We start from the raw sequence: 12690 nt of genomic DNA on the forward strand, positions 1-12690 counted from the left end.
AGCGTCGGCTGACATGCTGACGGCATGGCGATGAGGCTGCGCGCGCGACTGCTCGAGGCGCTCGCCGGCGACCCCGAGGGCTCCCCCGCGTGGATCCGCGAGCTCGCCGAGGGCGACGACGCGGGCCACTTCGCCGAGGACGGTGCCGCCTGGACCGTGCACGGCAGCATGGCGACGCTCGTCGCCGGCATCCGCGCGCTGCTGCTGCAAGCGCTCCACCCGGGCGCGATGGCCGGCGTGCACGACCACTCGACCTACCGGCAGGACCCGCTCGGCCGGCTCTCCGGCACCGTCCGCTGGGTCGTCTGCCTCACCTACGGCTCCACCGCGCAGGCCGAGCGCGAGACCGCGCGCGTCGGCCGCTTCCACTCCCGCGTGCAGGGCGCCTACGTCGACGGCCGCGGCGCCGAGCGCTCCTACAGCGCCGCCGACCCCGTGCTCGCCGACTGGGTGCACCTCGCGTTCGCCGACGCGTTCCTCACGTGCCAGGAGACCTGGGGCGAGCGGATGCCCGGCGGCGGCCGGATCCCGGGCGGCCCCGATGCGTACGTGGCCGAGTGGGCGACCGCCGGCCGGCTCATGCGCGTCGACGACCCGCCGACGACCGCCGCAGAGCTCCGCCGCCGCATCGACGGCTACCTCGAGCGCGGGGAGCTCCGCAGCGACGAGCGCGTGCGCGAGGTCGTCTCGTTCCTCCGCCGCCCGCCCGTCGGCAGTGTCGCGGGCGTGGGCTACCGGCTGCTGTTCGCCGGCGCGGTCGCGACGCTCCCCCGCCGCTACCGCCAGCTGCTCGGCGTCCGCCGCTCGCCGCTGCCCGTCGTCACGCTCACGCGCGTCGTGCTCGCGATCGCGGGTCGCGCGCTCGCGAGCGGCGAGGGCAGGCGCGCGCAGGACTGGGCGCGCCTGCGCCTGCGCAGGCTCGAAGCGGAGCGCGCCGCGTGAGCGCCGCCCGCTCGCTCGCGACCGCCGCGGGCGCCGTCTACGGCTCGACCGCGATGCTCGGCATCGGCCTCGCGACCGGCGCGTGGCGCAACGAGCGGAACCGCTGGGTCCACCACGTCGGCTACGTCGCCGCGGTCGCCCTCACCTCCGCGACCGTCGCCGTGAGCGCGCTTCGCGAGCACGACGGCACGCGCGCCGCGCTCGCGGCCGCTGCGCTCGTGCCGCTCACGGCGCTCCCCCGCGTCTCGACCCGCTCGCGCAGGCATCCGCTCGTCGCCCTCACCGCCGCCCCGTGGCTCGTCGCCGCCATCGCCCGCCGACCTCGATAGGAGCATCGTGGAGCTCATCGACGCCATCCGCCGCCGCCGCACGACGAACGGCGCGTTCCTGCCCGACCCGGTGAAGGAGGAGCACCAGCGCCTGCTGATCGAGATGGCCGGCCGCGCGCCCTCGCAGCTCAACAGCCAGCCGTGGCGCTTCGTCATCACCGAGGATCGCGGCACGATCGAGCGGGTGGCCGCGATCAGCGGCGAGAGCATGACCGAGGCGATGTCGAACGGCACGTTCTTCGAGCGCTACAAGCGCTACTTCCGCTTCTCGCAGCGCGAGATGGAGGAGCGCCGCGACGGCATGCTCTTCGACAGGCTGCCAGCGCCGCTGCGCCCCTTCACGAGCCAGGTGTTCACCTCCGGCGGCCAGCGGCTCATGAACGCGATGCGCGTGCCGGCCACGCTCGGCGAGGAGAACCGCAAGCTCGTCGCGGGCTCGCCGCTCATGCTCGCCGTCATGCTCGACCGCGCCGAGCACCGCCCGGGCGAGCTCTCCTCCTTCTACTCGCTCTTCAGCATGGGCGCGGCGATGGAGAACCTCTGGCTCACGACGGTCGAGCTCGGCATGGGCATCCAGTTCGTCTCCTTCCCCATGGAGGTGCCCGGGCAGTGGGAGCGGCTCGTCGAGCTCTTCCGCGTGCCCGACCACCTCGAGCTCATGGCCGTCTACCGCCTCGGCTACGTGCCCGAGGAGCGCCGCCGTCCCCGCATCGACTGGACGAGCTCCGAGCGCCGGCTGCCCTCGGAGATCGTCTTCCGCGACACGTGCGACACCCCCCAGCTCGGCTGGGACGATGCGCAGGTCACCCCGCTCCACGACGACTGATCGGCCCCTTGCCGCCGAGCCTCGGCGGTGCCAGGCTCCTCGCGAGAGACCGTGCTCGAGGACGGAGACCGGATGCGTCATCCCTGCGGCGTCGTCATCGCACTCGCGAGCGCGGTCGCACTCGCCCTCGCCGGCTGCGCGAGCGGCACGGCCGAGCCGGCCGCCGAGACCCCGAGCGCGGAAGCGCCCTCCGCTTCGTCGCCGGCGCCCAGCCCCGAGGCCTCGCCCGCCGAGCCCTCGAGCGAGGCGCCAGAGGAGGCGACGCCGCTCACGGGCGTCGTCGGCACCGACGACGATCCCGAGGCCTACGTGATCGCGCTGCTCGACGCATCCGGAGCCCCGGTCGAGTCCCTCCCGGCCGGCACCTACGCGCTCACCTTCGCCGACCGCTCGCGCATGCACAACTTCCGGTTGCGCGGCCCCGGCGGCATCGACGTCGCGACCGACGTCGCCGGCTCCGACGAGTCGACGGTCGAGGTCACGCTCGAGCCCGGCACCTACGAGATCGTCTGCGATCCGCACTCGGGCACGATGCGCGCCGAGATCGAGGTGACCTGAGCGGTGCGCTCGGCGCGGTGCGCGAGACTGGCGCCGTGACGACGAGCCTGCTGCTGATGAGCGACACGCACCTGCCGAAGCGCGCGAAGGCGCTGCAGGAGCAGGTGTGGCGGCTCGTCGACGAGGCGGATGCCGTCATCCACGCGGGCGACTGGGTCTCGGAGGCCTTCCTCGACGAGCTGGAGGCGCGGGCTCGGCGGCTCATCGGCGTCGCGGGCAACAACGACGGGCCGGGGCTGTGGGAGCGGCTCGGCGGCGAGGCGCGCGTGGAGCTCGACGGCGTCCGGATCGCGGTCGTGCACGAGACCGGGGACGCCGCCGGGCGGGAGCGCCGCTGCGACGAGCGCTTCGGACCGGCCTCGTCCGATCCGTGCGACGTGCTCGTCTTCGGCCACTCGCACATCCCGTGGGACTCGGCGACGCCCGGCGGCGTGCGGCTGTTGAACCCCGGCTCCCCCACCGATCGTCGGCGCCAGCCGGTCGGCACGGTCATGACCGCGATCGCCGACGACGGGCAGCTGCGCGATGCGCGGCTGGTCGAGACGCCGCGCTGACGTGGAGGGGATGCTCGGGTTCTGCGCGTAGCCTCGCCGACGGACAGGGGGACGCGATGATCGCGACAGGAGCCGATCCGCTCGCGCCGGGGCGGCTGCTCGCCGAGCGCTACCGCATCGGGCCGCTGCTCGGTTCCGGCGGCACCGCGGCGGTGCACCGCGCGACGGACGAGCTGCTCGGGCGGACGGTCGCCGTGAAGGCGCTCGTACGAGCCGTCGGCGACGATGCGGCCGAGCGGCGGGAGCGCGCCGAGATCGAGCTGCTCGCGTCCGTGCACCACCGCTCGCTCGTGACGCTCTTCGACGCCGGCAAGGCGCACGTCGACGGCCTGCCGGTCTCGTTCCTCGTCATGGAGCTCGTCGAGGGACCGAGCCTCGCGCAGCGGCTCGAGGAGGGACCGCTGCCGCTGGCCGCGGTCGAGCGGCTCGCGCGCGACCTGGCGGAGGCGCTCGCGGTCGTCCACGCGCACGGCATCGTGCACCGCGACGTGAAGCCGGCCAACGTGCTCCTCGCCCCCGCGCCGCTGCACCGCAGTGCGTTCGACGCGAAGCTCGCCGACTTCGGCATCGCGGCCCTCATCGGCGCTGACCGGCTCACCGCCACGGGCACGGTGCTCGGCACCGCGGCGTACTTGAGCCCCGAGCAGGCCACCGGCGCGCGTGTCGAAGCGTCCTCCGACATCTACTCCCTCGGCCTCGTGCTGCTCGAGGCCCTCACGGGCCGACGCGAGTACCCGGGCTCCCTCGTCGAGTCGTTGAGCGCCCGCCTCGCCCGCGACCCGGAGATCCCCGGCGAGCTCGGGTATCCCTGGAAGTCGCTGCTGACCGCGATGACGACGCGCGACCCGGCGGAGCGGCCGACGGCGACCGCCGTGCTCGAGCGCCTCTCGCGGCCGGCGGGCGGCGCCGACGCGACGGCCGCGACGACGGCTGCGGCGGCGGCTGCTGCTGCTACCGCAGCGACGAGCATCGGCGCGACCGCGGCGCTCGCGGCGCCGCTCGAGGCGACGCGGCCGCTGGCCGTCGACGATTCGGCGACGACGGCGCGCACGGCGGCGAGCCGACCGCAGCGGTCGAGGCGCACCCGCGGGCTGGCGGTCGCCCTGGGGCTCGCCGCCGCGGGGGCGCTCGTCGCGATCCCGGTGCTCTCGCAGCAGCCGGCACCGAGCGGGAAGGCACCCGTCGAGATCGAGCTCGCCGACCTCCCCGGCCTCGTGCCCGACCAGGGCGTCGCCGAACCGGCGATCACCGAGCCCGAGCCCGAGCAGGTCGCCGAGCCGGCACCGGCGCCGGCGCCGGTCGCGGAGCCCGAGCCGGCGGTCGTGGTGACGCCGGCGGACGGGAGCAACGGGAACAACGGCGATGGCAATGCCAACGGCAACAACGGCAACGGCAACGGCAATGCCGGCGACAACGGCGACGACAACGGCAGCGGCAGCGGCAGCGGCAACGCTGGCAACGGCAACGCTGGCAACGGCAATGGCAACGCTGGCGACGGCGGCAACGGGAACCGCGGCAACAACGGCAACGTCAACGGGAACGGCAACCGCCCCTAGCGCCGCCGATCGCTCCCGCGTCCGGCTCGCCGCGAAGGGCGGTGATCCCGGCCGCTGCGGTGCGGATCGACCGCTCCTCGCGGCAGATCGCGAGTCCGACCGCTGCTCGACACGCGGCGTGGCGAGCCGCGGTTCGCGCGTCAGCCGGTGTGCGCGAGGATCGCCGAGGCGACCGCTCGCGGCGCCGTGTGCTGCACCGCGTGCGGGTGGCCGGGCACGTGCACGAGCCGCGCGCGCGGCGCGCGGTCGCGCAGCTCGCGGCTCCAGCGCAGCCCCGCGATCGGGTCGCGCTCGCCGCGCAGCACTAGCAGCGGCATCTCGAGCCGCTCGACCGCGCGCTCGAGCGGATACGCGATCATGTGGCGCAGCTGCACGAGGTACCACGCGGGGCCGGCACGGAGGTAGTCGCTCAGGATGACGACGTTGCCGCTCGGCGGCTCGCGCAGCGAGTCGACGAGCAGCGCCCTCGCCTGCGCGGTCGGCGAGCGGTGCTGATGGTCGGCCACGGGTCCGATCGTGACGACGAGCGAGACGAGCTCCGGTCGCTGCAGCGCGAGCTCGACGACCCACTGCGAGCCCATCGAGTGCCCGACGAGCACGACCGGCCCGGTGCCGAGCGAGTCGAGCGCCTCGCCGAGCGCTCTCGCCATCGTCTCGATGTCGACGTCCCGAGCGGGCTTCGGCAGCCCGCCGAAGCCCGGCAGGTCGACCGAGATCACCCGCGCCTGCGTGGCGAGCACGCCGTGCAGGCGCGCGAAGTAGCGGCGCGAGACGCCGATGCCGTGCACGAGCACGACCGTCGGATGCGTCGGGTCGGGTGCCGACGCATCCGCCGTCAGCCTGAAGGCGAGGTCGCCGATGTCGACGCGGTGCGCGTGCCGGCGCCTCACGCGCCGGCCGGCAGGTCGAGCGTCATGCCGAGCGGGTCGCTCGTCGCGGCCACGAAGCCGAGGTCCTCGTAGACCGAGACCGCTTCGGGGCTCGAGAAGAGGCCAACGACCGCTTCGGCGGGTGCCTCGGCGCGCACGTGCTCGAGCAGCCGCTCGACGATCCGCGTGCCGATGCCCTGCTCCGACGCATCCGGGTCGACCATGACGTCCTGCACGTACCAGTAGCGCACGCCGTCGCCGACGAGCCTGCCCACGCCGACGGCGCGGTCGCCGTCGCGCGCCACGACGCCGTGGAGCGAGCGCTCGAGCGAGCGGTCGATCGAGGCCCAGTCGAAGTGGTCGAGCCAGCCGACGGCCTCGGCGACCGCGCGCTGCTCGGCGGCGGTGGGGATGCGGTCCTCGAACGTGATCATCCCGCGACCATAGCCACCCAGCCTGGATCCAGGCCGCGTCCGGGCCCCGATGCGAGCGTGGAGCCATGACCGACCGCAGCGAAGAGCTCCAGACCATCACCGGCATCATGCGCTCGACGAGGATCGCGTCGCTCGCGTACGTCTCGCAGCAGGGCGACCTCGTCTCCGCGCCGATGGGCACCCAGGACTTCGAGCACCCGCGCACCGTGTGGTTCCTCACCCAGCGCTCGACCGAGAAGGTCGCCGCGATCGCGTCCGAACCGCGCGTGAACGTGCACTACGCAAGCAAGGGCGGCTGGGTGTCGCTCGCCGGTACCGCGCGCTTCGTCGACGACCGCGAGAAGCTGCGGCAGCTGTGGGATGCGTCGGCGGATGCATTCATGACGGGCGAGCCGGAGGACCCGGAGAACGGCCTGCTCGACATCACCGCCTCGAGCGCCGAGTACTGGGACTCCCCCGGCGCGGTCGCGGTGGCGGTGCAGCTCGTGAAGGGCATGGTGAGCGACGCGCAGCCCGACATGGGTGACTCGGGCGTCGTGCGTCTCTGAGCGCGTTCCCGCTCATCGAGGAGGCCCGGAGGGCCGAATCGAGATGATCATCGGTCTCGATACGCCGGCTGCGCCGGCTACTCGACCAACGGGGCGGGGAGGCGGCTGCGCCGGCTACTCGACCAACGGCGTGGGGAGCCGGCTGCGCCGGCTACTCGACCAACGGGGTGGGGAGCCGGCTGCGCCGGCTACTCGACCAACGGGGCGGGGTCGGCGTGCTCCGGCGGCCACACGACCGCGAACCGCTCGAAGACGATCTCGTCGTCCTCCGACCACGCCGCGCCGCGCGCGGCCGCGGTGCGCCTCCAGTAGCGGCGGTGCTCGCGCCGCCACGACTCGAGCGAGCGGTCGTCCTCGCCCTCGGCGGCCGCGAAGGCGGCATCCGCGCTCGCGAACGGACCGATGCGCAGCTCGACGCTCCGCAGGATCGCGCGCGGCTGGCCGGCCCCGTCGCACGCGATCCAGTGCGAGCCGACCCGGGGCAGCTGCTCCCCCGCCGCGACGAACTCGGCGACGAGCTCTGAGGTCGCGCGCTTGCCGCCCTCGAGCACGAGGGCGAGCAGGGCGTCGGCGAGCTCCGCCGAGTCGCCGAACCCCTCGACCGTGTGCTCGGGCGTGCCGGCGACCGCTTCGGGGTGCGCCTGCGCGTAGGCCGCCCACATCTCGGCCGCGGCCTCGCGATCGGGGGCAGCTGCGGGCACGCGGGCGCTGTCGATGCTCATGCCCTCCATCGTGCCAGCCGCGACCCCGTACGATGCCCGCGTGCCGACCGACGCCGACCTCGCCGCCGTGGAGCGCGCTCGCGCGCTCCTGCAGGCGATGGCCGACCGGCTCGGCGAAGCGGGCGCTCGCGACGAGGCGCTCGCCGAGCACGTCGTGCCGAAGCCGTTCCTCGGCATCCCGCGGCGGCCGACCATGCGCTCGCTCGGCCGCGCGTGGCGGCTCGGCGCGCTGCTCCTCGCGCGCGACGGCTCGGTGTGGCAGACGGGCATCTCGACGCGCGTGACCGAGCCCGGCCGCCCCCAGTTCCACTCCGCATCCGTCGAGCAGCGCCGCGCCTACCGCGCGGCCGCGCTCCAGGGCCGCTTCCCGATGGGCGAGACGGTCAACCACGGCGTCCGGCCCATCCCGCTCGACGAGTCGCTCGTCGGCGGCCCCAGCCCGCTCGTCGTCGAGGGCGGGGCGGCGCTCGTGCGCTGGGGCACCGACGCGCCCGTGCCGCTCGAGCGCTACCTCGACGACCTCGCCGACCTGCTGCTGCACCCGCCCCAGGGCGCGTAGCGGCTAGCGTCGAGACCATGCGCTCCACGCCCGATGCCTACTTCGTCGCGCTCGGCGACGGCCGCTACCGACCCACCGAGCACGCTGTCGGCGCATGGCAGGACGGCGAGATCCACTTCGCGCCGCTCGCGGGCATCCTGACGCACGCGATCGAGCGCCACCGCGCCGAGACCGGCGCCGCGCCGCTGCGACTCGGTCGCATCGCCTTCGACATCCTCGGCTTCCTCGCGCTCGACGACGTCGCGCTGCGGGTCGAGACCCGCCGCCCGGGCCGCACGATCGAGCTCACCGAGGCCACCGCATCCATCGCCGGTCGCGACGTCGCGATCGCGCGCGCGTGGCACAGCGTCGAGGTCGACACGAGCGCCGTCGCGGGCGGCGCGGCCGAGCCGCTCCCGGCGCCCGATGCGATGCGCGAGTCGGCGTTCGCGGCCGAGTGGGGCGGCGGCTACGTGCGCTCGGTCGAGCTGCGCGTCGCGGGTGACGGCACGCCCGGCCGGAACCGCGCGTGGAAGCGCACCGCGCATCCGCTCATCGAGGGCGAGCAGGCGAGCGCCCTCGCCCGCTGGATCGGCCTCGTCGACGGCGCGAACGGCATCGCGGTGCGCGAGCGGCCCGATTCGTGGATGTTCCCGAACCTCGACCTGACGATCCACCTCCACCGCGAGCCCGAGGGCGCGTGGGTCGGCTTCGACACGCGCGTCGCCTTCGGCCCCACCGGCCAGGGCGAGACGCACACGGCCCTGCACGACGAGCGCGGCCACGTCGGCCACGCCTCGCAGACCCTCACCGTGCGCCCGATCCCCGCACGCTGACTCACTCCGGCGGATGCGCGAGGCCGGGCCCGCGCGCCGGTAGGTTTGCACCCGACGCACGACCGCGACCCCGACCGCGAGGAGACCCACGCCGATGGACCTGACGCCGCTGCAAGCCGTGCTCGACAGCCTGAGCGGCATCATCTGGGGGCCGTTCCTCCTCATCCCGCTCCTGGTGGGCACCGGCCTCTACCTCACGATCCGGCTCGGCGGCCTGCAGTTCCTGAAGCTCGGCGCGGGCCTGCGGCTCGGGCTGCTGCGCCGCAAGGATGACGGGGCCGAGGGCGACATCTCGCAGTTCCAGGCGCTCACCACCGCGCTCGCCGCGACCGTCGGCACGGGCAACATCGTCGGCGTCGCGACGGCGATCGGCATCGGCGGCCCCGGCGCCCTCTTCTGGATGTGGATCACGGGCCTCGTCGGCATGGCGTCGAAGTACACCGAGTCGTACCTCGCCGTGCGCTTCCGCACGACCGACGAGGCGGGCGAGAAGTCGGGCGGCCCGCAGCACTACTTGCGGCGCGGCATCCCCGGGCCGCTCGGCCGCGTGCTCGCCGTCTCGTTCGCGATCTTCACCGTCATCGCGTGCTTCGGCATCGGCAACATGACGCAGGGCAACTCGATCGCCTCGAACGTCGAGTTCAGCTGGGGCGTGCCGACGTGGATGACGGGCATCGTGCTCGCGGCGCTCACGCTCGTCGTGCTCGTCGGCGGCATCAAGTCGATCGGCCGCGTCACGGCCGGCTTCGTGCCCGTCATGATCGTCTTCTACGTGCTCGGCGGCCTCTGGATCCTCGGCGCGAACGTCACGGCGCTGCCCGCGGCGCTCGCCCAGGTGTTCACGGATGCGTTCACCGGCACGGCCGCGATCGGCGGCTTCGCGGGTTCCGCCCTCATCATCGCGGTGCAGATGGGCGTCGCGCGCGGCCTCTTCTCGAACGAGTCGGGCCTCGGCTCCGCCGCGATCGCCGCGGCCGCCGCGCGCACGACGCACCCGGTGCGGCAGGGCCTCGTCTCGATGACACAGACCTTCATCGACACCCTCATCGTGGTCAGCATCACGGGCCTCACGATCGTCGTGACGGGCGTGTGGGACGACGTCGACGAGGCGGGCGAGCAGATCAGCGCCGCGCTCATGACCGGCGAGGCGTTCTCGACCGGCCTGCCGGGCGACTGGGGCCACTGGGTCGTGACGATCGGGCTCGTGATGTTCGCCTACTCGACGATCCTCGGCTGGTCGTACTACGGCGAGCGCAACGTCGAGCGGCTCTTCGGCCGCCGGCTCGTCATGCCCTTCCGGGTGCTGTTCTCGCTCGTCGTCTTCGTCGGCTGCACGACCGAGCTCTCGCTCGTCTGGACGTTCTCCGACATCGCGAACGGCCTCATGGCGCTGCCGAACCTCATCGGCCTGCTCATCCTCTCGGGACTCGTCGCGCGCGAGACGCGACACTACTTGCGGCACGACCCGCGGCTGGAGGCGTCGAAGGACGAGATCGAGGCGTTCATGGCCGACCAGCCGGGCTGGGCCGACTGGAAGGCGGGTGACGAGATCGGCACCTCGCGCATCGACGTCCGCCGAGCGCGACGCTGACGCGCGGACGCCTCACGGCAGCGCGGCGCAGCGCGCGACGACCCACGCGAGCAGCGCGTCGCGCTGCGGGTTGGGGCTCGGCAGCACGAGCTCGGCCGGCTCGCCCGCGCTCGTCACCCGGATGCGGAACAGCGTGCCCTGCTTGTCCTCCGCGATGGCGTGCGCGTCGCACCGCCCGGGCGTGAGCGGCACCTCGACGACCGCGGGCTCGCCGCCCGGCTCGATCGCGAGGCCGACAGGCAGCGACTCGATGCGGTTCCCGGATGCGTCCACGGGCGCGAGCAGGACCGTCGCGCCGACCTCGTCGACGCTCCCGCCCGCGGCGCCCTCCCCCGCCACGGGCACGACCTCGAGCCGCACGATCGCCGCACCCGACCCATCCGCCGGGATGGCCGGGTCGAGCCACCGCACCGCCGCGACGTCGCGCTCGAAGGACCGCAGCGCGCACGCCGCGTCGTCGATCGCCTCGAGCTGCCCGAGCGGGTCGCCGGGGACGCCCGCGACGACCCGGCCGTCGGCGAGCTCGAGCACGGCGCGGTGCTCGAGCGGTCCCTCGTCGCACGTCGGCGGCGGCAGCTGCAGCCGCAGGTTGCGCGAGGCTCCGGCGGGGACGGCGTCGCCCTCCGCGCGCTCCATCCGCGCGCTCCAGCGGTTCGACTCGTAGGCGGCGCGCGCGACCTCGAGCGCGGCAGCGCCCTCGTTCGTCACGCGCAGCTCGATGTGGCCGCTCGCGACGTCGCCGCGCAGCTGCACGATCTCGAGCACCGCATCCGCATCGCTCGCGGGCATCGTGCTCGGCGGGGCGTCCGGTGATGCAGCGCAGCCCGCGCTCGCGAGCAGCACGACGAGCCCCAGGGCCGTCGCCGCGCCTCGCCGCTGCAGCATGGCGCTCATCCTGCCACTGGGCCAGGATGGCGGCATGAGCGCGCCGTGGGATCCGGAGGACCTCGCCGTCATCGGCTTGACCGAGGAGCTGCACCTCTCCTCCCGGCGCCCCGACGGCAGCCTGAGCCCCGCGATCACGATCTGGGCGGTCGCGGTGGGCGGCGAGGTCGTCGTGCGATCCGCCTACGGCGAGCGGAACGGCTGGTACCGCCGGGCGCTCGAGCGCGGCGCGGGCCGCATCCGCTGCGGCGACATCGAGCACGACGTCGAGATCGTCGACGGCTCGGGCCTCGACCAGCGCGCGATCGACGACGAGTACCGGCGGAAGTACGCGCGGTTCGAGCCGCCGATCGTCTCGACGGTCGTCGGGCACGCGCACACGCTGCGCCTGCGGCCCGCCTGACCCGGCGGCCGCGGACTCCGAGGCTCGCTACTCGGCGAGCGCCGCCTCGATCGCGGCCTCGAGGTCGCCGAAGTCGCGCAGCTGCAGCTGCTCGCCGTCGACGTAGAACGTCGGCGTCGAGGGGACGCCGAGCGCGATGCCGGCGTTCGCGTCGAGCGCGACGCGATCGAGGGTCGCGTCGGCCGCGACCGCCTGGTCGAACGCCGCGAGGTCGAGACCCAGCTCCTCCGCGTAGCCGCGGAAGGTCTCCTCCGCGCCGTCGGCGCCCGCCCAGTCCGACTGCCGCTCGAGCAGCAGCGCGTGCATCTCGGCGAACGCGCCCTGCTGCGCGGCGGCCTCGGCAGCGACGGCCGCGGGGATCGCGTTCGGGTGGCTCGGGAGCGGGAAGTAGCGCACCGCGAACGTCACCTCGTCGCCGTGCCGCTCGACGAGGTCGTCGACGATGGGCGCGAACTGCCCGCACGCGGGGCACTCGTAGTCGAAGAACTCGACGACGACCGGCGCGCCCGGGCCGGCATCCGAGAGCAGGTGCGTCGACTCGTCGACGAGCTCGGCGGATGCGGTGCTCGCGCCGGGCGCGGGCGCCGCGGTCGGCGACTCCCACGGCCGCACGACGAGCAGGGCGACCGCGACGATGAGCACGAGGGCGCCGACGACGGCAGCGATGGAGACGGCGGCGCTTCTGGGCATGGCAACCAGGCTACCGGCGGGCTCGGCTCCCCTCGTCGGCCGCCGGCGCTAGCGTGCCCCCATGGAGCTCGAGTTCTCGGCGACCACGATCGAGTGGCGCGGCCCCGCGCCCTTCCTCTTCGCTCCCCTCCCGCCCGACGAGTCGGAGCTCATCCAGCAGAGCGCGCGCGAGCTCACCTACGGCTGGGGCGCCATCCCGGTCGAGGCGACGATCGGCGCGACATCCTTCACGACCTCGCTCTTCCCGCGCGATGGCCGCTACCTGCTGCCGCTCAAGGTCGCGGTGCAGCGGGCGGAGGGCATCGGGCTCGGCGACGAGGTCGCGGTGCGGATGCGCCTGGGCCGGTAGGCGACCCGGCAGGTCGGTCGTCAGCGGGCCGGAGTAGCATCGCGGCGATCGAGGAGGGGG

The 12690-nt window shown here is 74.3% G+C and carries 17 protein-coding genes; 12 read left to right on the top strand and 5 right to left on the bottom strand.

Annotated features, from left to right (window positions below; translation table 11 throughout):
- Window positions 1-24 precede the first annotated feature (24 nt).
- The 6 genes from ACP7BI_RS09990 (at window position 25) to ACP7BI_RS10015 (ending at window position 4765) form a co-directional block, all read left to right on the top strand.
- A complete protein-coding gene (locus tag ACP7BI_RS09990) occupies window positions 25-942 on the top strand; it encodes an oxygenase MpaB family protein (RefSeq protein ID WP_425845711.1) in 918 nt (305 codons plus the stop codon).
- Window positions 939-1271 (top strand): hypothetical protein, encoded by a 333-nt coding sequence (locus ACP7BI_RS09995; protein ID WP_425845714.1) that lies wholly within the window; start codon window positions 939-941, stop codon window positions 1269-1271. The genes ACP7BI_RS09990 and ACP7BI_RS09995 overlap by 4 nt, the downstream gene beginning before the upstream one ends.
- Before the next feature lie 7 nt (window positions 1272-1278).
- On the top strand, window positions 1279-2097 hold the full coding sequence (locus ACP7BI_RS10000) for a nitroreductase family protein (protein ID WP_425845717.1): 819 nt from the start codon (window positions 1279-1281) through the stop codon (window positions 2095-2097).
- A gap of 72 nt (window positions 2098-2169) precedes the next feature.
- Window positions 2170-2655, top strand: coding sequence for a cupredoxin domain-containing protein (locus ACP7BI_RS10005; RefSeq protein ID WP_425845720.1), 486 nt, complete (start codon window positions 2170-2172; stop codon window positions 2653-2655).
- 35 nt (window positions 2656-2690) lie between these two features.
- Window positions 2691-3209, top strand: coding sequence for a metallophosphoesterase family protein (locus ACP7BI_RS10010; protein WP_425845723.1), 519 nt, complete (start codon window positions 2691-2693; stop codon window positions 3207-3209).
- A gap of 56 nt (window positions 3210-3265) precedes the next feature.
- Window positions 3266-4765 carry a serine/threonine-protein kinase gene (locus ACP7BI_RS10015; RefSeq protein ID WP_425845726.1) on the top strand — a complete coding sequence of 500 codons (1500 nt, stop codon included), beginning with the start codon at window positions 3266-3268 and terminating at the stop codon, window positions 4763-4765.
- A gap of 140 nt (window positions 4766-4905) precedes the next feature.
- Here ACP7BI_RS10015 and ACP7BI_RS10020 read toward each other — a convergent pair whose 3' ends face one another.
- Window positions 4906-5655 (bottom strand): alpha/beta fold hydrolase, encoded by a 750-nt coding sequence (locus tag ACP7BI_RS10020; protein WP_425845729.1) that lies wholly within the window; start codon window positions 5653-5655, stop codon window positions 4906-4908.
- Window positions 5652-6068, bottom strand: coding sequence for a GNAT family N-acetyltransferase (locus ACP7BI_RS10025; protein ID WP_425845732.1), 417 nt, complete (start codon window positions 6066-6068; stop codon window positions 5652-5654). The genes ACP7BI_RS10020 and ACP7BI_RS10025 overlap by 4 nt, the downstream gene beginning before the upstream one ends.
- Before the next feature lie 65 nt (window positions 6069-6133).
- On the opposite strand from ACP7BI_RS10025, the gene ACP7BI_RS10030 reads away from it, so the two are divergent.
- Window positions 6134-6616, top strand: a complete 483-nt coding sequence (locus ACP7BI_RS10030; protein ID WP_425845735.1) for a pyridoxamine 5'-phosphate oxidase family protein — start codon at window positions 6134-6136, stop codon at window positions 6614-6616.
- Between the two features lie 188 nt (window positions 6617-6804).
- Here the strand turns inward: ACP7BI_RS10030 and ACP7BI_RS10035 are convergent, their stop codons facing one another.
- Window positions 6805-7338, bottom strand: a complete 534-nt coding sequence (locus ACP7BI_RS10035; RefSeq protein ID WP_425845738.1) for an ASCH domain-containing protein — start codon at window positions 7336-7338, stop codon at window positions 6805-6807.
- Window positions 7339-7378: 40 nt separating this feature from the next.
- On the opposite strand from ACP7BI_RS10035, the gene ACP7BI_RS10040 reads away from it, so the two are divergent.
- The 3 genes from ACP7BI_RS10040 to ACP7BI_RS10050 all read left to right on the top strand — a co-directional run bounded on the left by ACP7BI_RS10040 (window position 7379) and on the right by ACP7BI_RS10050 (window position 10303).
- Window positions 7379-7897, top strand: a complete 519-nt coding sequence (locus tag ACP7BI_RS10040) for a hypothetical protein (RefSeq protein ID WP_425845741.1) — start codon at window positions 7379-7381, stop codon at window positions 7895-7897.
- A 17-nt stretch (window positions 7898-7914) separates the two neighbouring features.
- Window positions 7915-8712, top strand: a complete 798-nt coding sequence (locus ACP7BI_RS10045) for a thioesterase family protein (protein WP_425845743.1) — start codon at window positions 7915-7917, stop codon at window positions 8710-8712.
- A 94-nt stretch (window positions 8713-8806) separates the two neighbouring features.
- Window positions 8807-10303, top strand: coding sequence for an alanine/glycine:cation symporter family protein (locus ACP7BI_RS10050; protein ID WP_425845746.1), 1497 nt, complete (start codon window positions 8807-8809; stop codon window positions 10301-10303).
- 12 nt (window positions 10304-10315) lie between these two features.
- Here the strand turns inward: ACP7BI_RS10050 and ACP7BI_RS10055 are convergent, their stop codons facing one another.
- Window positions 10316-11188, bottom strand: coding sequence for a hypothetical protein (locus ACP7BI_RS10055; protein WP_425845749.1), 873 nt, complete (start codon window positions 11186-11188; stop codon window positions 10316-10318).
- Window positions 11189-11222: 34 nt separating this feature from the next.
- Here ACP7BI_RS10055 and ACP7BI_RS10060 point away from each other — a divergent pair, with 34 nt between their 5' ends.
- On the top strand, window positions 11223-11591 hold the full coding sequence (locus tag ACP7BI_RS10060; protein ID WP_425845752.1) for a DUF2255 family protein: 369 nt from the start codon (window positions 11223-11225) through the stop codon (window positions 11589-11591).
- 27 nt (window positions 11592-11618) lie between these two features.
- On the opposite strand, the gene ACP7BI_RS10065 is transcribed toward ACP7BI_RS10060, so the two are convergent.
- On the bottom strand, window positions 11619-12281 hold the full coding sequence (locus ACP7BI_RS10065) for a DsbA family protein (protein ID WP_425845754.1): 663 nt from the start codon (window positions 12279-12281) through the stop codon (window positions 11619-11621).
- A gap of 61 nt (window positions 12282-12342) precedes the next feature.
- On the opposite strand from ACP7BI_RS10065, the gene ACP7BI_RS10070 reads away from it, so the two are divergent.
- Complete coding sequence (locus tag ACP7BI_RS10070; protein WP_425845757.1) at window positions 12343-12630, top strand: DUF1905 domain-containing protein; 288 nt, start codon at window positions 12343-12345, stop codon at window positions 12628-12630.
- The last annotated feature ends 60 nt before the right edge of the window (window positions 12631-12690 follow it).

This window comes from Agrococcus sp. TSP3-2-1 (genome assembly GCF_049897585.1).
Classification (GTDB): domain Bacteria; phylum Actinomycetota; class Actinomycetes; order Actinomycetales; family Microbacteriaceae; genus Agrococcus.